Annotated in this window: 10 protein-coding genes, 2 tRNA genes and 4 rRNA genes; 2 read left to right on the top strand and 14 right to left on the bottom strand. The window is 41.3% G+C overall.

Annotation, left to right across the window (positions count from 1 at the left end; translation table 11 throughout):
- Positions 1 to 165 precede the first annotated feature (165 nt).
- The 11 genes from rrf (BTO11_RS10010) to BTO11_RS09960 all read right to left on the bottom strand — a co-directional run bounded on the left by rrf (BTO11_RS10010) (position 166) and on the right by BTO11_RS09960 (position 12,099).
- Positions 166 to 280: ribosomal RNA gene (gene rrf / locus BTO11_RS10010) — 5S ribosomal RNA — on the bottom strand.
- An 89-nt stretch (positions 281 to 369) separates the two neighbouring features.
- Positions 370 to 484, bottom strand: a 5S ribosomal RNA gene (gene rrf, locus BTO11_RS10005).
- A gap of 111 nt (positions 485 to 595) precedes the next feature.
- Positions 596 to 3,484, bottom strand: a 23S ribosomal RNA gene (locus BTO11_RS10000).
- A gap of 281 nt (positions 3,485 to 3,765) precedes the next feature.
- Positions 3,766 to 3,841, bottom strand: a tRNA-Ala gene (locus tag BTO11_RS09995).
- A 122-nt stretch (positions 3,842 to 3,963) separates the two neighbouring features.
- Positions 3,964 to 4,040, bottom strand: a tRNA-Ile gene (locus BTO11_RS09990).
- Between the two features lie 111 nt (positions 4,041 to 4,151).
- Positions 4,152 to 5,685: ribosomal RNA gene (locus BTO11_RS09985) — 16S ribosomal RNA — on the bottom strand.
- The 16S, 23S and 5S rRNA genes sit together here with 2 tRNA genes alongside, the layout of an rRNA operon.
- 624 nt (positions 5,686 to 6,309) lie before the next feature.
- On the bottom strand, positions 6,310 to 7,200 hold the full coding sequence (gene mmsB / locus BTO11_RS09980; RefSeq protein ID WP_105052469.1) for a 3-hydroxyisobutyrate dehydrogenase: 891 nt from the start codon (positions 7,198 to 7,200) through the stop codon (positions 6,310 to 6,312).
- A 146-nt stretch (positions 7,201 to 7,346) separates the two neighbouring features.
- The gene (locus tag BTO11_RS09975; RefSeq protein WP_105052468.1) at positions 7,347 to 8,504 is read right to left on the bottom strand and encodes an enoyl-CoA hydratase/isomerase family protein; all 1,158 of its coding nucleotides are present in this window, start codon (positions 8,502 to 8,504) and stop codon (positions 7,347 to 7,349) included.
- A gap of 80 nt (positions 8,505 to 8,584) precedes the next feature.
- Positions 8,585 to 9,337, bottom strand: a complete 753-nt coding sequence (locus BTO11_RS09970; protein ID WP_105052467.1) for an enoyl-CoA hydratase — start codon at positions 9,335 to 9,337, stop codon at positions 8,585 to 8,587.
- A 74-nt stretch (positions 9,338 to 9,411) separates the two neighbouring features.
- Positions 9,412 to 10,569 carry an acyl-CoA dehydrogenase family protein gene (locus BTO11_RS09965; protein WP_105052466.1) on the bottom strand — a complete coding sequence of 386 codons (1,158 nt, stop codon included), beginning with the start codon at positions 10,567 to 10,569 and terminating at the stop codon, positions 9,412 to 9,414.
- A 12-nt stretch (positions 10,570 to 10,581) separates the two neighbouring features.
- Entirely contained in the window at positions 10,582 to 12,099 is a 1,518-nt protein-coding gene (locus BTO11_RS09960; protein WP_105052465.1) for a CoA-acylating methylmalonate-semialdehyde dehydrogenase, read from the bottom strand.
- A 168-nt stretch (positions 12,100 to 12,267) separates the two neighbouring features.
- On the opposite strand from BTO11_RS09960, the gene BTO11_RS09955 reads away from it, so the two are divergent.
- Entirely contained in the window at positions 12,268 to 13,152 is an 885-nt protein-coding gene (locus tag BTO11_RS09955) for an AraC family transcriptional regulator (RefSeq protein ID WP_105052464.1), read from the top strand.
- A 96-nt stretch (positions 13,153 to 13,248) separates the two neighbouring features.
- On the opposite strand, the gene BTO11_RS09950 is transcribed toward BTO11_RS09955, so the two are convergent.
- Positions 13,249 to 14,601 (bottom strand): sodium-dependent transporter, encoded by a 1,353-nt coding sequence (locus tag BTO11_RS09950; protein ID WP_105052463.1) that lies wholly within the window; start codon positions 14,599 to 14,601, stop codon positions 13,249 to 13,251.
- A 346-nt stretch (positions 14,602 to 14,947) separates the two neighbouring features.
- Between BTO11_RS09950 and BTO11_RS09945 the strand changes: the two genes are divergently transcribed.
- Positions 14,948 to 15,796 (top strand): tryptophan 2,3-dioxygenase, encoded by an 849-nt coding sequence (locus BTO11_RS09945; RefSeq protein WP_105052462.1) that lies wholly within the window; start codon positions 14,948 to 14,950, stop codon positions 15,794 to 15,796.
- A 125-nt stretch (positions 15,797 to 15,921) separates the two neighbouring features.
- Here the strand turns inward: BTO11_RS09945 and BTO11_RS09940 are convergent, their stop codons facing one another.
- Together BTO11_RS09940 and BTO11_RS09935 are read right to left on the bottom strand one after the other, a co-directional pair.
- Positions 15,922 to 17,589 (bottom strand): GAF domain-containing hybrid sensor histidine kinase/response regulator, encoded by a 1,668-nt coding sequence (locus BTO11_RS09940; protein ID WP_105052461.1) that lies wholly within the window; start codon positions 17,587 to 17,589, stop codon positions 15,922 to 15,924.
- A 156-nt stretch (positions 17,590 to 17,745) separates the two neighbouring features.
- Entirely contained in the window at positions 17,746 to 18,036 is a 291-nt protein-coding gene (locus BTO11_RS09935; RefSeq protein WP_105052460.1) for a DUF1244 domain-containing protein, read from the bottom strand.
- Between the last annotated feature and the right edge of the window lie 133 nt (positions 18,037 to 18,169).

Genomic DNA, 18,169 nt, shown 5'->3' with positions numbered 1-18,169 from the left:
GGCCATTAATTTGGCCTTTTTTGTACCTAGAAATCTAGTAAAACCAAGAAATATAGCTCTCCTGTTAACATCACTATGCCCTCTAAATGATAATCCTCACTGACAATATAAATTTCAGGCATAAAAAAACGCCCTAAGCTTATGCTTAGGGCGTTTATAATGGAAGCTTGACGGTGAGCTACTCTCGCATGGCGACTGCCACACTACCATCGCCGCAACTGCGTTTCACTACTGAGTTCGAAATGGATTCAGGTGGGACCACAGCGCTATTGCCATCAAGCATAAACTGGTAAGTTTTAAGTAATTTGAGAAATAAGAGACTTAAAACTAAAAAAGCTCCGAGTAAACTCAGAGCTTTAGGTATTAGGAGTCTGGCGGTGAGCTACTCTCGCATGGCGACTGCCACACTACCATCGCCGCAACTGCGTTTCACTTCTGAGTTCGAAATGGATTCAGGTGGGACCACAGCGCTATTGCCACCAGACAAAAGCGTTATTGCGTATTTAACAATGGAAAGCTTCTTAACCGAATAATCAGTTAAGTAAAAAATAAAGTATGTAATTTGTATCAACGTTCAAGAACACTTAAGCGTTGTATGGTTAAGCCTCACGGGCAATTAGTATAAGTTAGCTTAATGCCTCACAGCACTTCCACACCTTACCTATCAACGTTGTAGTCTTCAACAACCCTTTAGGACAGTTAAACTGTCAGGGATGACTCATCTCGAGGCTCGCTTCCCGCTTAGATGCTTTCAGCGGTTATCGATTCCGAACGTAGCTACCGGGCAATGCCATTGGCATGACAACCCGAACACCAGCGGTTCGTCCACTCCGGTCCTCTCGTACTAGGAGCAGCCCCTCTCAATCATCCAACGCCCACGGCAGATAGGGACCGAACTGTCTCACGACGTTCTAAACCCAGCTCGCGTACCACTTTAAATGGCGAACAGCCATACCCTTGGGACCGACTTCAGCCCCAGGATGTGATGAGCCGACATCGAGGTGCCAAACACCGCCGTCGATATGAACTCTTGGGCGGTATCAGCCTGTTATCCCCGGAGTACCTTTTATCCGTTGAGCGATGGCCCTTCCATACAGAGCCACCGGATCACTATGACCTACTTTCGTACCTGCTCGACATGTCCGTCTCGCAGTTAAGCTTGCTTCTACCATTACACTAACCGTACGATGTCCGACCGTACTTAGCAAACCTTCGTGCTCCTCCGTTACTCTTTGGGAGGAGACCGCCCCAGTCAAACTACCCACCAGACACTGTCCACAATCCCGATAAGGGACCAATGTTAGAACATCAAATATACAAGGGTGGTATTTCAAGATTGGCTCCACAACAACTAGCGTCATTGCTTCAAAGCCTCCCACCTATCCTACACATGTAGATTCAATGTTCAGTGTCAAGCTGTAGTAAAGGTTCACGGGGTCTTTCCGTCTAGCCGCGGGTACACAGCATCTTCACTGCGATTTCAATTTCACTGAGTCTCGGGTGGAGACAGCGTGGCCATCATTACACCATTCGTGCAGGTCGGAACTTACCCGACAAGGAATTTCGCTACCTTAGGACCGTTATAGTTACGGCCGCCGTTTACCGGGGCTTCGATCATGAGCTTCTCCGAAGATAACCCAATCAATTAACCTTCCGGCACCGGGCAGGTGTCACACCGTATACGTCATCTTTCGATTTAGCACAGTGCTGTGTTTTTAATAAACAGTTGCAGCCACCAGGTCACTGCGACCAGCTTCAGCTTAGGGAGCAAGTCCCATCACCAATGCTGGCGTACCTTCTCCCGAAGTTACGGTACCATTTTGCCTAGTTCCTTCACCCGAGTTCTCTCAAGCGCCTTAGTATTCTCTACCTGACCACCTGTGTCGGTTTAGGGTACGGTTCTTAATCATCTGAAGCTTAGAGGCTTTTCCTGGAAGTATGGCATCAATGACTTCATCACCTTAGTGACTCGTCTCGTATCTCAGTGTTGAATGAAAGTCCGGATTTACCTAAACTAACCACCTACATACTTTCACACGGACAACCAACGCCGTGCTCACCTAGCCTTCTCCGTCCCCCCATCGCAATGATTAAAAGTACAGAAATATTAATCTGTTTCCCATCGACTACGCATCTCTGCCTCGCCTTAGGGGCCGACTTACCCTACCCTGATTAGCATGGGATAGGAACCCTTGGTCTTTCGGCGTGGGGGTTTTTCACCCCCATTATCGTTACTCATGTCAACATTCGCACTTCTGATATGTCCAGCAAACCTCTCGATTCACCTTCAGCCACTTACAGAACGCTCCCCTACCACCTTTACAATAAAGTAAAGATCCGCAGCTTCGGTGTTATGTTTAGCCCCGTTACATCTTCCGCGCAGGCCGACTCGACTAGTGAGCTATTACGCTTTCTTTAAAGGGTGGCTGCTTCTAAGCCAACCTCCTAGCTGTCTAAGCCTTCCCACATCGTTTCCCACTTAACATAAACTTTGGGACCTTAGCTGGCGGTCTGGGTTGTTTCCCTCTCCACGACGAACGTTAGCACCCGCCGTGTGTCTCCCGGATATTACTTTACGGTATTCGGAGTTTGCATGGGGTTGGTAAGCCGGGATGGCCCCCTAGCCCAAACAGTGCTCTACCCCCGTAAGTATTCGTCCGAGGCTCTACCTAAATAGATTTCGGGGAGAACCAGCTATCTCCCGGTTTGATTAGCCTTTCACTCCTAGCCACAGGTCATCCCCTAACTTTTCAACGTTAGTGGGTTCGGTCCTCCAGTTGATGTTACTCAACCTTCAACCTGCCCATGGCTAGATCACCGGGTTTCGGGTCTATACCTTGCAACTAATTCGCCCAGTTAAGACTCGGTTTCCCTACGGCTCCCCTATTCGGTTAACCTTGCTACAAAATATAAGTCGTTGACCCATTATACAAAAGGTACGCAGTCACAGAACAAGTCTGCTCCTACTGCTTGTACGTATACGGTTTCAGGTTCTATTTCACTCCCCTCACAGGGGTTCTTTTCGCCTTTCCCTCACGGTACTGGTTCACTATCGGTCAATTGGGAGTATTTAGCCTTAGAGGATGGTCCCCCTATCTTCAGTCAAAGTTTCTCGTGCTCCGACCTACTTAATGTGTCCAATATGCTGCTTCGTGTACGGGGCTATCACCCTTTATTGCGGAACTTTCCAGAACCTTCCACTACATCATACTGAATCGGCTGTTTCCCTTTCGCTCGCCGCTACTCAGGAAATCTCGGTTGATTTCTTTTCCTCCGGGTACTTAGATGTTTCAGTTCTCCGGGTTTGCTTCGCATAGCTATGTATTCACTATGCGATACTGCACAAAATGCAGTGGGTTTCCCCATTCAGAAATTCTGGTCTATAACGGTTTTTATCACCTTAACCAGACTTATCGCAGATTAACACGTCTTTCATCGCCTCCAATTGCCAAGGCATCCACCGTATACGCTTATTCACTTAACCATACAACCTTAAATGCTCTCGCACTAAGTCGTAGGTTATGCCATTTTGATTGCGTTCGCTAAAAACACAATCGACATAAATAACGCTTGAGTTTTCTCTTACAGTGATACAAATTACTTAATCTAATTCCTAAGAACTAAAATAAGATTTATACCTTTATTTTTTATTCAGCTTTCCAATTTGTTAAAGAGCAATTGAGTTTTAAAAAACCCAAATAAATAGACACTAAAGTTAACCACTTAATGTGTATTTATTTGAGCTTATGTTCATTTAAGAAGAAGTGGTGGAGCTATGCGGGATCGAACCGCAGACCTCTTCCGTGCAAGGGAAGCGCTCTCCCAGCTGAGCTATAGCCCCATCTATATGATGGTACATTACCTAAATAATTAGATAATGGTAATTTAGTGCTAGGCTAGGCATTTGATGAGGACGTGTGGTTTCCACACGACGAGTCAAATAACGAAGCATATCGCTAAATTTGGTAGGCCTGGGCAGACTTGAACTGCCGACCTCACCCTTATCAGGGGTGCGCTCTAACCAGCTGAGCTACAGGCCTATATAAAATGCCACAAGCGCTAACTTATGCCACCTACCTGTAACTTCTTCTTGCTCACAATTCGTAATTAATTATCTGTGTGGACACGAGTAAATCTCATAACTTTATGTATAAGGAGGTGATCCAGCCCCAGGTTCCCCTAGGGCTACCTTGTTACGACTTCACCCCAGTCATGAACCACAAAGTGGTAAGCGTCCTCCCGAAGGTTAAACTACCTACTTCTTTTGCAGCCCACTCCCATGGTGTGACGGGCGGTGTGTACAAGGCCCGGGAACGTATTCACCGTGGCATTCTGATCCACGATTACTAGCGATTCCGACTTCATGGAGTCGAGTTGCAGACTCCAATCCGGACTACGACAAGCTTTATGGGATCCGCTTACTCTCGCGAGTTTGCAACCCTTTGTACTTGCCATTGTAGCACGTGTGTAGCCCATCTCGTAAGGGCCATGATGACTTGACGTCGTCCCCACCTTCCTCCGGTTTGTCACCGGCAGTCTCCTTAGAGTTCTCAGCATAACCTGCTAGCAACTAAGGATAAGGGTTGCGCTCGTTGCGGGACTTAACCCAACATTTCACAACACGAGCTGACGACAGCCATGCAGCACCTGTCTCAGAGTTCCCGAAGGCACTAATCTATCTCTAGAAAATTCTCTGGATGTCAAGAGATGGTAAGGTTCTTCGCGTTGCATCGAATTAAACCACATGCTCCACCGCTTGTGCGGGCCCCCGTCAATTCATTTGAGTTTTAACCTTGCGGCCGTACTCCCCAGGCGGTCTACTTATCGCGTTAGCTTCGCAAAACAGCGCTTAAGCGCCAAGCTGCTAGTAGACATCGTTTACGGCGTGGACTACCAGGGTATCTAATCCTGTTTGCTACCCACGCTTTCGTACATGAGCGTCAGTGTCGACCCAGGTGGCTGCCTTCGCCATTGGTATTCCTTCAGATCTCTACGCATTTCACCGCTACACCTGAAATTCTACCACCCTCTGTCGCACTCTAGTCATCCAGTTTCAAATGCAGTTCCCAGGTTGAGCCCGGGGCTTTCACATCTGACTTAAATGACCGCCTGCGTACGCTTTACGCCCAGTAATTCCGATTAACGCTCGGACCCTCCGTATTACCGCGGCTGCTGGCACGGAGTTAGCCGGTCCTTCTTCTGCGAGTAACGTCACACCTGATGGGTATTAACCACCAAGCTTTCCTCCTCGCTGAAAGTGCTTTACAACCCGAAGGCCTTCTTCACACACGCGGCATGGCTGCATCAGGCTTGCGCCCATTGTGCAATATTCCCCACTGCTGCCTCCCGTAGGAGTCTGGACCGTGTCTCAGTTCCAGTGTGGCTGATCATCCTCTCAGACCAGCTAGGGATCGTTGACTTGGTGCGCCATTACCACACCAACTATCTAATCCCACTTGGGCTTCTCTAAAGGCGAGAGCCGAAGCCCCCTTTAAGCCGTAGCTATTATGCGGTATTAGCAGTCGTTTCCAACTGTTGTCCCCCACCTAAAGGCAAATTCCCAAGCATTACTCACCCGTCCGCCACTCGTCAGCAACTAGCAAGCTAGTTCTGTTACCGTTCGACTTGCATGTGTTAGGCCTGCCGCCAGCGTTCAATCTGAGCCATGATCAAACTCTTCACTTTAAAGTGTTTCATTTAATCCTACTCAATAAATACTGTTCAAATAAATAAATTTGTTTGTACAGACACTTAAAAAATAGTAAATCTTTTTGTTACTATCATTCACAAGTGCCCACACAGATAATTAATTACAAGTTGTTAAAGAACATTTCGAACCCCGAAGGTTCTGGTTAAGACTGACTCTCATTTGAGTCGCTCAAGGCTTGTCTCAACCGGGATGCGCATTTTACACTTCCCGTTATCGTTGTCAACGATTATTTGAAATCTTTTTTATTTAGTTTTTGCAAACTTCCTAATCAATTTCAATCTCAAACTGCTTACTTAACTTTATCTTTCTGCCGTTTGATGTCTCCCTGACAACATGGGGCGCATTATAGGGAGTTTCGGATTCAGCGCAAGCCTTTATTTCAAATTAATTACAAAAAACGTTTGAATGATTAATTAACATACAAGTGGCGTTATTATTAGCCTCTAAAAGAGGTTTTAGAGGCGTTTTAAGTTTGAATAGGTAAAGAATGAGGGAGCATGTCTGGTAAATTCATATCTATTCATTTACCAGATCCATGCATTTTAATACGCGATATAGTTATATTTATTGGATTTAACTTACACCTGTATACGAGTTCTTTAATTCTTTTGGCTAAATTGCTCAAAAATACTAGAAAAGTCCTTTTTACCATTCCCTGATTTTTGGTGTAATGCGTATAAACTTCTGGTTAATCCACCAAGTGGTGTTGATGAATGTGACTGTACTGCAGTGTCCATTGCTAGACCTAAATCTTTCGCCATCAAGTCTGTCATAAAACCACCTTGGTAATTATTTGACGATGGAACCCCTTCACTTACACCTGGACATGGATTGTATACATCTAGTGTCCAATTACTGCCGGAGCTGTTGGACATAATTTCTGATAGCACTTTTGGATCGAGTCCATTGTCGATACCAAGCTGCAATGCTTCTGATGTACCCACCATAAGAATGCTTAACAGCATGTTATTACAAGCTTTAGCAACCTGCCCTGCACCGACTTCCCCCGCATGGAAGATATTTTTACCCATAACGTCTAATAAAGGTTTCGCCGATGCAAAATTTGATTCTGCTCCCCCGACCATAAAACTTAATGTTCCAGCACTTGCTCCAGCTACACCACCAGATACTGGCGCATCAATGAAATGAATCTTATGAGATTTTAACCCTTGTGCGGTTTTGATTGCGGTAGCTGAGTCTATAGTAGAAGAGTCTATAACTAAGGTATTTGGTTTTAATGCCTTAACTAAACCGTTATCACCTAGGTACAAGTCAAATACATGTTTACCTGCAGGTAACATTGAAATGACAACGTCTGCATTTTTTACAACAAGTTCTGGAGTGGTTGCTGTGGTTGCACCAAGTGCGACTAACTTATCAACCGCTTCCGGGAATAAATCAAATACACAAACTTGATGCCCAGCTTTTATTAAGTTTGCAGCCATAGGGCCGCCCATATTACCTAGTCCAAAAAATGCGATGCTTGTCATAATTTCAATTCTCTTTATCTGTTCAAAGGTTGTTTCTCATTATGCGAATGAAATAACTCAAATCTGTTTGTTCTTTTATCTAGTTCTTTTTTATCTAGTTCTACTCATCAGCTAGTTCTATTAACAAGCTCGTTCTGTAAATTGGCTTACTTGCCGAGATTCGCTAACGGATGTTGATTATTCGGCCAAGGTGATGTGAATATTTTATCTAGTGTTGTTTCACTTACATCATTCAGGGTCTTGAAATGCCAGTTAGGGTTATTGTCTTTATCTATTAATAAAGCACGAACACCTTCAGCAAATTCTCCGATAGCTGCACATTGCACTGAAAGACCGAGCTCTAATCTAAAACTCTCTGCAATCGATAATGTTTTACCAAGTGATAACTGACGGAAAATGATATGAGCACTTAATGCACAACCATGGGTTAACGAGGATTGGGCTTTGTTAAACCATTTATCGTCAACCTGGTGCTCTGTTATTTTAGTAACCGACGTTTGTACTGTTTTACATTGTTCAAGTTCAGCTAAAAAAGAAGTAAAGCGCGCTAAATTAGCTGCCGGCATTAATGATTGTTCTTGCTCTTTTTTTAACTCAAGAGCTGCTAATAAATCCGACAGCTTTTGATGATTGCTTGTTTGCTTATACTGACTAACCTCACCTGAATCTTGCCAGTCTGTTAACAATAGCTGCTCAATAAGCTGAGATTTATGTTCCGAGCTAACAAAATGATCCGCTAAATTTACAAACTTAGCGTCGGTTGCATTAATAGAAGCGCCTGTTAAGCCAAGAAATAAACCACAGCCTGCTGGCATTTTATTTAAAAAGTAACTGCCACCGACATCAGGATATAAGCCAATTGTAATTTCTGGCATCGCAATTCTGGACTTTTCAGTCACCACTCGATGACTTGCTCCAGCTAACAGCCCAAGACCACCGCCCATAACGATGCCATGTCCCCACAATAATATCGGTTTAGTGTAGGTATGAATTAAATGATCTAGTTCATACTCTTTGGCAAAGAAAGTTTCTACTTCTGGTGAGTAGTTTCCTTTGCCTGCCGCTACCGTTGATTTATATAGCTGGACTACGTCGCCACCAGCGCAAAATGCTTTTTCGCCTGCGCCTTCTAACATCACCATGGCAATAGACGAGTCTGCTTGCCATGCCAATAACTGCGGCATTAACAAGTTCACCATCTCTAAGCTTAATGAGTTCAGTGACTTTTCAGAGTTTAAGGTCACTACACCTATCTTTTTATTAGATGGCGACTCAATCTCTTTAAATAAAACGACGTTAGACATATTACTTTCCTAAAGTTTTTTGCTACAAGGCTTATTCCTACAAGGCTTATTCATAGAAGATTTGCTATATACAAGATCGACTATTCGTTTAACCAAACAGGTTTACGTTTTTGTAAGAAGGCATTCACCCCTTCTTTTTGATCTTTACTATCAAACAAGCCGACAAACATTTCACGTTCTAAAGGTAATGCCGCATTTATGTTGCCGCTTCTACCTGCTTGAATTAATGATTTACATGCGGTTATAGATGTTGGACTTTGCTCTGCGGTTTGCTCAGCTAATTTCATTGCTGCATTTAAGGCTTCCCCCTTAGCAACGACCTCTTCAACCAAACCAATTTTTAATGCCACGTCTGACTTAATGCGTTCACCACATAAGATCATACGTTTTGCCCAACCTTCTCCCACCAACCAAGATAAGTTTTGCGTACCACCAGCACAAGGTAATAAACCAACTTTTGCTTCTGGCAGTGCCATTTGAGCCTGTTCTTCACAAATTCTGATATCACAAGCAAGCGCCACTTCTAATCCTCCACCCATGGCATAACCATTAATAGCAGCAATGGATACGCCTCTAAAATCTCGTAACGTTTCAAACGCAGCGCCAAACACTCTAGCCATATCAGAGGCAACGCCTTTATCACCGTCAGCAAACACATTTAAGTCTGCACCAGCAGAGAAAAACTTATCACCTTCGCCAGTGATCACTAAAGCATAAACGGCTTTATTGATATTTAACGCTTCTACTAATGACTTTAACTCGCTTAACGACTCATAAGTCCAAGTATTAGCCGGTGGATTGGCGATGGTAATTTGAGCAATGTGCCCGTCTATTTTTAATTTAAGTAAATCTCACATAACTGTTCCTCATTTGTGCCGCTACGTTTTAGCCTTTATAGGTTAAGCTCTTATAATATTAGCCCTGCGGCTTCATCTAATAGTCGTCTGGCAATAATCAAACGCATAATTTCGTTTGTGCCTTCCAGTATTTGGTGTACACGTACATCTCTAAAGTGACGTTCTAGTGGGTATTCTTTTATGTAGCCATAACCGCCATGTAATTGCAGCGCTTCGTTACAGACTTGAAAGCCAATGTCGGTAGCAAAACGTTTTGCCATTGCACAGTACGCCGTTGCTTCAGGATCGTTTTGATCTAATTTAAATGCAGCAAGCCTCACCATTTGTCTGGCTGCCACTAATTCGGTTGCCATATCCGCCAACTTAAATTGTAACGCTTGAAATGCCGCTAAAGGCTTACCAAATTGCACACGTTCTTTCATGTAATTTAACGCAGTGTTAAGTGCTTGTTGTGCAGTGCCAATTGAACAAGTGGCGATATTTATACGCCCGCCATCTAACCCTTTCATGGCAATAGAAAATCCTTGCCCTTCCTCGCCCAATAAATTAGCCACAGGTACACGCACATTTTCAAATGTGATCTGTTTTGTAGGTTGTGCATTCCAACCTAATTTTTCCTCGGCTTTACCGTAAATAACACCTTGGGCATCGGCAGGTATTAATATGGCAGAAATGCCTTTGGGGCCAGCTTCGCCCGTTCTGACCATAACCACTAATACGTCCGTTTCACCCGCGCCTGAAATAAACACTTTGGAGCCGTTGATGACATATTCATCACCGTCACGTTTGGCTGATGTGGTTAACGATGCCGCATCTGAACCCGCGCCAGGCTCGGTTAAGCAGTAAGATGCTAATTGCTCGCCCATGACTAAACCTGGACACCACTTTTGTTTAACGCTTTGTGTTCCCCAAGTCGCAACCATCCAAGTTGCCATGTTATGAATAGTTAACATAGCCGTTGTGGCAGTACAGCCCATTGATAATTGTTCAAATATTAATGATGCATCTAAACGAGATAATCCCATGCCACCTGCATCTTCTGGCGAATATAATCCGCAAAAACCTAGCTCCCCAGCTTTGGCCATCACATCTTTTGGAAAAATATGCTCCGCATCCCATTTGGCTGCATTGGGCAATAGTTCAGCATCTGAAAATTGTTTGGCTACATCGACAAATGCGATTTGATCGTCATTTAAATTAAAATCCATGAGAGACCCGACTTATTTTAGTGAAATTGACATATTTGGCCCTGCATCAGCAGACTCGTCTGCATTATTCTTATCTGAGCTATCGTCATACCAACGAGCGGTGATGGTTTTCGTTTCCGTATAAAACTTAACGGCTTGTTTTCCGTAAGCATGTTGGTCTCCCGCAAAAGACCCTTTCCAGCCAGTAAACGAGAAAAATGGTAATGGCACTGGAATTGGAATGTTAATTCCTACTTGGCCTACTTCAATTTCATGTTGGTATTTACGAGCCGCAAAACCAGAAGAGGTGAAAATAGAGGTACCGTTGCCGTAAGGGTTTGCATTAATCAGCTCTATTGCATCATCTAACGAGTCTACGTTCATAGTTAAGAACACAGGTCCAAAAATTTCTTGTTTGTATATTTCCATCTCTGTCGAAACATCAGTAAACATAGTTGGTCCAACCCAGTTACCGTCAGGAAACCCTGCAACTTTAAAGTTTGACCCATCAAGTACACAATTAGCACCTTCCTTTTTACCAATGGCAATTAAGTCTTCTATTCTATTTTTTGCAGCAGGTGTTATTTGTGGACCATAAGCCGCTTCAGAATCTGTGTAATGACCTGGACGTACTGAGGCTAATTTTTCTTTTATCTCAGGTATCCATTCTTTGGCTGAACCAACAAATACAGCAACCGAAATTGCCATACAACGTTGACCCGCGGCGCCTACCGATGCACCAACAATGTTGTTAATAACCGCCGCTTTATTAGCATCTGGCATAACAACCATATGGTTTTTAGCACCTAAGAAGGATTGAACACGTTTCATGTTGTCCGTCGCGGTTTTGTAAATGTACTGACCAACACTTACCGAGCCAACAAAAGAAATCGCTTTTACTGCTTCATCATGCAATAAAACGTCAACTTGTTCTTTGTCGCCGTGTACTACTTGTAATACACCTTTTGGCGCGCCCGCTTGTTCAAACAATTCAGCTAAACGCGTTGGACATAATGGATCTTGTTCCGACGGTTTTAAAATAAAGGTATTACCGCAAGCAATAGATAGTGGGAACATCCAAAGTGGGATCATCGCGGGGAAATTAAATGGTGTTATGCCAACACAAACACCTAATGGTTGGGTATAACTATATGTGTCGATACTGGTAGCCACATTTTCTACCGTTTCGCCCATCATCATAGATGGAATGTTAGCGGCGTGTTCAACCACTTCAATACCACGCCAAACATCACCCATTGCATCTTCATGGGTTTTACCTAATTCTTCACAAATAATGCCAGCTAACTCTTCTTGATGTTCTTTTAATAAAGCAGCGTAACGCATCATCACACGAGCACGTTCCATTATTGGTTTGTCTTTCCAAACTTTAAACGTTTCTTTTGCGCTTGAAATTGCTTTTTGCATTTCATCCATTGTTGCACAAGGTACTTGAGCAATGACTTTTTGCGTTGCAGGATTAGTTACATCAATCACACGTTTTGATTTTGACGATATCCACTGACCATCAATAAATAGAGGAACTTGTTTCATGTTAATGCCTTTTCTAATTTAGTTATTTCTTGCTGCCATTTTTAACATTGGTAAATACAAGCAAGTTCAATGGAGCTAATTAAAGCAGAGCATTAATTGATTTAACATTGATTAAATTGTTATTTTGATGGACTATCTTGTTAATAATTCATTAAGTTTGGTAGATTTATGAGCGCCCCATCCAATTGGCCATTACCTAAATCAAGTATTCGTTACTTGATACCTAAGCCTATGATTGAACAACTTGAATTAAGTGTGGTGAGTCGAGGTTTATTTCCATTGGCGTTTGGCTATTACGAAAACGCGCACGGCCATGCGATTAAACGATTGCAGCATACTGATCACTTATTAATATTTTGCACCGCAGGCAAAGGGAAGATCACCTCTGCTAACTTTAGTCAAAATATTCAAGCAAACGACATTTTGATGATCCCCAAAGGCATAGCACATCAATATCAAGCAGATAAAAATCAGCCCTGGAGTATTTATTGGGTTCACATGGATGGACATTTGTATGTGCAATTTATGGATATTATTGGATTATCAAAGTCCAACTTAAAAATCCAAGTATTAAATCCAGTTCAAATCAAACAAGAGTTTGAGCAGTTAATGGATACCAGACACCAGGGCTATCAATTTAACTCTTTTGTTTTAGCAGCTAACATACTGAAAAAAATATTCAGCTTATTAACCGTGCAATTGCCTGTCACGCAACTAACCCAACAGAAAGATTTTAACTTAGTTGCCTTTAATGCTTTTTTGGAAGAGAACATCACCAAACAACTATCACTGGATGAAATGGCCATGTATATGGGATTTTCCAAATTTCATTTTGCTAAAAAATTCCAATTGGCAACTGGTATTAGCCCAGTGAAATATTTTTTGGAAATTAAGATACAACACGCTTGTGGCTTATTAGATAGGTCGAGCAAACCCATAAAAGATGTAGCGACTATTTTAGGTTACGAAGACCCTTATTATTTTTCTCGTCTGTTTAAAAATGTAATGGGCTTATCGCCTAAACAATACCGCCTTTCCCGTCATGGTCATTAATAGCATAACCAGCATATATTAAGAAACAGGCATAAAAAAACCGACAAACTGTCGGTTTTTTTAATTTGAGAACTCGCCCAATATAACAGCTGAGATTTAGCTCATAAAAATAGTATGGTAAGCCATAGCTAAAATAATTAATGGACAAATAAAGCGAACATACACAGGCCATATTTTCCAGAACACAGAATTTTCAACATTGTCTGCGCCTTGTTTAATCTCTTGTAGTATAGAGTCACGTTTCCATACCCAACCTGTGAATATACATAACATGAAACCTAACAGAGGTTGGCTATATTTTGTGGTTAAGGTAATAACTAAACCAAACAAGACGTCAAAGTTAAATATCAGCACTAAGCTAATACAAGCGACAAATACGCCAATTAACCAAGATGCACTTTTACGTTCCAATTTAGTACTTTCAATTGTATAAGCCACTGGTACTTCTAACATTGAAATTGAAGAGGTTAATGCCGCTATTGTCATTAATACAAAAAATACAAAGGCAACGTAATCGCCCGCACTGCCCATAGTGTCAAACAAGGCTGGAATAACAGTAAATATTAACTGGTCTCCGCCGATTAGCTGGCCAGCTTCATTAAATATAGTTACGCCGTTGGCCAAAGCTACATACATAGCAGGGATAATTAACATGCCCGACATAATAGCAATACCAACATCAACCAAAGCAACCGATGCGCCTAGTACCACTAAGTTTTCTTTTTTACTCACATAAGAGCCATAAATAAGCATTGAACCAACACCTAATGACAAGGAGAAGAATGCTTGTCCCATGGCACTTAAAATTAAGTCACCGCTCCATATTTTTGAAAAATCTGGAACTAGATACGCTTTCCAACCATCGACTGCACCATTTTGCATGCTTACATAAGCAATTAACAAGAGGATTAATACCAATAACATTGGCATTAGTCGGCTTGACCATTTTTCTATACCGCTACTTACACCGCGAGATACGATAAGAATAGTCATAAAGGCAAAGAGTAGACTGAAAGTTATGTTTCTAGATGTTGAAAAGTCAGTTAACCAGGCTGATGCTTCAGACCAGCCGAACACTTCAGTGGCAGCTTGAAACATGTAAGCTATCATCCAGCCAGCAACTATCATGTAAAAACTGAGAATTAAACTTACGACTATTAATGCCCAGTAACCTGTACCTGCACCAATTTTCTTAGCTAGGTTACCCGCTGATATTTTTTGCAGGGCATCAACCATATTAGATTGAGAGTGACGACCTATTACTAACTCAGCCATTAAGATTGGATAAGCAACAATAAAAGTAAGTATTAGGTAAACCAATACAAATGCTGCGCCACCATTACTTGCAACTTGAGTGGGAAATCCCCAGATATTACCTAAACCAACAGCTGAACCTGCAGCTGCGAGTATGAATCCTAATCGAGATGAAAATTGACCTCTAACCGCCATGGGTGACACCTTTTTTATTATAATTATTTTTAATGCTTTGTTTAGTGCACATTACTTATGTATTTATTAATCATGCTGCCTATCTAACTGACAGAGCTTATAGATAGAATATGCAGTTTGTAAATTGGAAGTTGAAACTAACGTCATATTTACTGTTAGTCAATTTAAACTGTAAAGAAATTACACTGTTTTATCACATTCGTAAAATTTATCTAAATGTTTAATTATTATCATTATTAAATTCTAACGATTCAGGCTAAAGTGCTGCTAAGAGTAGCTATAAAAGATGTTTAATTTATAAACGTTCGCGTTAGAAAAATTACGTTCTTTTTACAGGAGTTAACAAATGTCGTGTCCTTATTCGAGCAACTATCGTGAGATGGAAGACTCTATAAAAACAGACTTTAAAGACGATATGTCTTATGCCGATTACCTAAACCTAGAACAAATACTGTCGGCACAACAACCACAATCTGATCAACATGATGAAATGCTGTTTATTGTTATTCATCAAGCTAGTGAGCTTTGGTTAAAATTAGCTGGGCATGAAATAACAGCGGCCGTCACCATGTTAAAAAATGCTGAATTTGGCCCAGCCTTTAAAGTTATCTCCCGTGTAAAACAAATTTTCATTCAATTAACCCAGTCCTGGAATATTTTATCTACCTTAACGCCGGTGGATTATTTAAAATTTCGTGACTCGTTAGGCCACTCTTCTGGTTTCCAATCCCATGGTTATCGCAAGATGGAGTTTTTATTAGGCAATAAAAACCAAGCCTTGATCAAAGTTCATGAAAGTAACTCTGCTGCTTATGATGAATTAACCGCTATATCAAATGCCCCGAGTATTTATGATGAAGTCATTAGAATCATGGCGGCATCTGGTTTTGATATCGATAACAGCATGCTTGAACGCGACTTTAATCAGCCGTATCAAAGTAATGAGTCGGTATTAAATGCCTGGTTAGAAGTTTACCGAAATGCCGATAAACACTTTGAGTTGTATGAATTAGCGGAAAAGCTAATGGATATTGAAGATGCGTTCCAGCAATGGCGCTTTAAACATATGTATACAGTGCAACGTGTGATTGGTAATAAGATGGGAACCGGTGGTTCTTCTGGTGTGGCATTTCTGAAAAAAGCATTAGATATTAGTTTTTTCCCAGAGTTGTTGGAACTAAGAACTAAGTTATAAGACTTGTTAAACGACTTCAGCTCACTTTGTGTAAAGTGAGCTTAGTACTGAGCTGAATGCTGAGCTTAGTAGGGATCTGAGTACGGAGCTAATTTTTATAAGCCTGCTTACATAAGCTACTTATATTAAATGCTAGCTTTTAACTCCACAACGGCTTGTAAAAGTGCATCTTTTAAATCATCGAGTAAAATAGGTTTAGTTAAAAAGTTATTAAACAGCTTCTTATCTTCGCTCGTTCTATACACATCTGCCGTTAATGCCAATACATAGCTTTGGATATTCAGTGCTTTAATTTTCTGTGTGGTTTCAACGCCGTCTATTCCTGGCAGATTGATATCCATCAAAATTACATCGTATTGATGAGTTTTTAAATCATCTAATGCCTCTTCACCAGAGCCTACCATATTAGCTGTAACCTTTAACGACTTGAGCATGGCCATTATCACCATTTGATTTACCTTGTTATCTTCAACCACCAATACAGATAATTTAGAAAGTGTGGTTAAATCTAACTGGTTTGCCTCTTTTTTAATCGATGATGTAACTTCTGGGATTTCAAAAGGTAACTCAAAGGATACCGAGGTTCCTTTGCCAGGTTCACTTTCCAAGCTAATACTTCCGCCCATCAGATCAATCAGCCCTTTCGTAATAGAAAGCCCCAATCCTGTTCCTTCCGCTTTATTTGAACCAACCTGAGTGTATTTATTAAATAACAGCGCTTGTTCTTCAGGACTAATACCAACACCTTCATCCGTAACGGTAACATTTAGCTTATTATCGTGAACCGACACCGTTAGTTTTATCGACTTATGCTCTGGTGTGAATTTTATCGCGTTGCCTAAAATGTTGGTTAACACCTGCCCTAGCTTTGGTTCATCAATAATCACCAATTCAGGTGTCTGTTCTAGTGCTAATCCAGACCGTAATTTAGACGCAGAGTTAGCTAAGTTGGCACTATATTCTTGGCTGTAATTTATTGCTTTTGTTTTGGCTTTTCCAGACAGGGAAATAAATATATTATTGATGTATTGCAACAGATGACATTCAACTGGCTCTAACTCCATTTTCCCCGCTTCAATTTTACTTAAATCGAGAATGGAGTTAATAATATTCAATAATTGTTTACCACTAAAATCAATCTGTTCGATAAAGTCATATTGCTCAGCAAACTTTTCTTTTAGTTCTTTGTTTTCTAAAATCAATCCCGACAAACCGATTATGGCATTTAATGGTGTGCGTATTTCATGGGATGCATTTGATAAAAACTCGGTTTTGTAATTGTTGGCTATCTCTAGCTTTTTATTATTTATTCTCAGCTCTAGCTGAGAAATAACTTCCCTACCCAATATGGTTAATGCTTTCTTTTGGCTGCCTGTTAACTTTTTCGGTTTATCACTGATAACACACAAGGTACCTATTTTTTGGCCACTAGGAGAAACTAAAGGCGTGCCTGCGTAAAAACGAATATTAGGATCTGATGTGACTAAAGGGTTATCAAAAAAACGTTCGTCTTTTAATGCGTTTTGAACTTCAAATAAGTCGTCTTGTAAAATGGCGTGTGAGCAGAATGCGATATCACGTTCGGTTGATTCAACATCTATGCCCACTTTAGATTTAAACCACTGCCTGTCTGGGTCGACGAGGCTAATGAGAGATATTGGCGTTCCGCAAATCTCCGATGCTAATAAGGTTAAATCATCAAATGCTTTTTCTGATTCAGTATCTAAGATTTCATATTCAAATAATGCTTTTAGGCGTTCATTTTCATTTAAAGGCTTAGTTGCTGATTTCAAGATGAATTCCTTTACTGAATACGTTACGGTTTATTAAAATTTTGATATTTAGTCTCTGGTGTTTAGGCTTATAGCATGGCATTAGATTAATTTTTTGCTAATATTTTCAATGATTATTTTTGTTTGTACGACTTATTTTAGCGCTATTTTTAGCATTCACTTTTTAGCATTAAGCTCTTCAAAACGAGCTAACTGTTCTGGCGTAGCTGGCAATTGATGTTTTTCTTTCCACTGTGAGTATGGCATGCCATAAACCTGTTCACGGGCAGTATCTAATTCTACATCCACACCTAACTTTTCAGCTTCTTGAACTGTCCATTTAGAAAAGCAGTTTCGGCAAAAGCCCGCTAAGTTCATCAACTCTATGTTTTGCACATCTTTTCGACTATCTAAATGCGCTAATAAACGACGAAATACCGCAGCTTGAATTTCAGTTTCTTTATCCATGACTAATCTTATAATTTTGAGTTAATTTGTGGCGCTAGCTTAAATCAATTTGTTTATTGGTTCTATGGCCAAGACAAATAAAAAAGGCGACTAACTTTTCAGTTCGTCGCCTTTTATGCACTTTATAAATTTA

The sequence above is a fragment of the Psychrosphaera saromensis genome, from assembly GCF_002954545.1.
Classification (GTDB): domain Bacteria; phylum Pseudomonadota; class Gammaproteobacteria; order Enterobacterales; family Alteromonadaceae; genus Psychrosphaera; species Psychrosphaera saromensis.
Note: the sequence above shows the minus strand (reverse complement) of the source record. Positions and strands in the feature narration are given on the sequence as shown.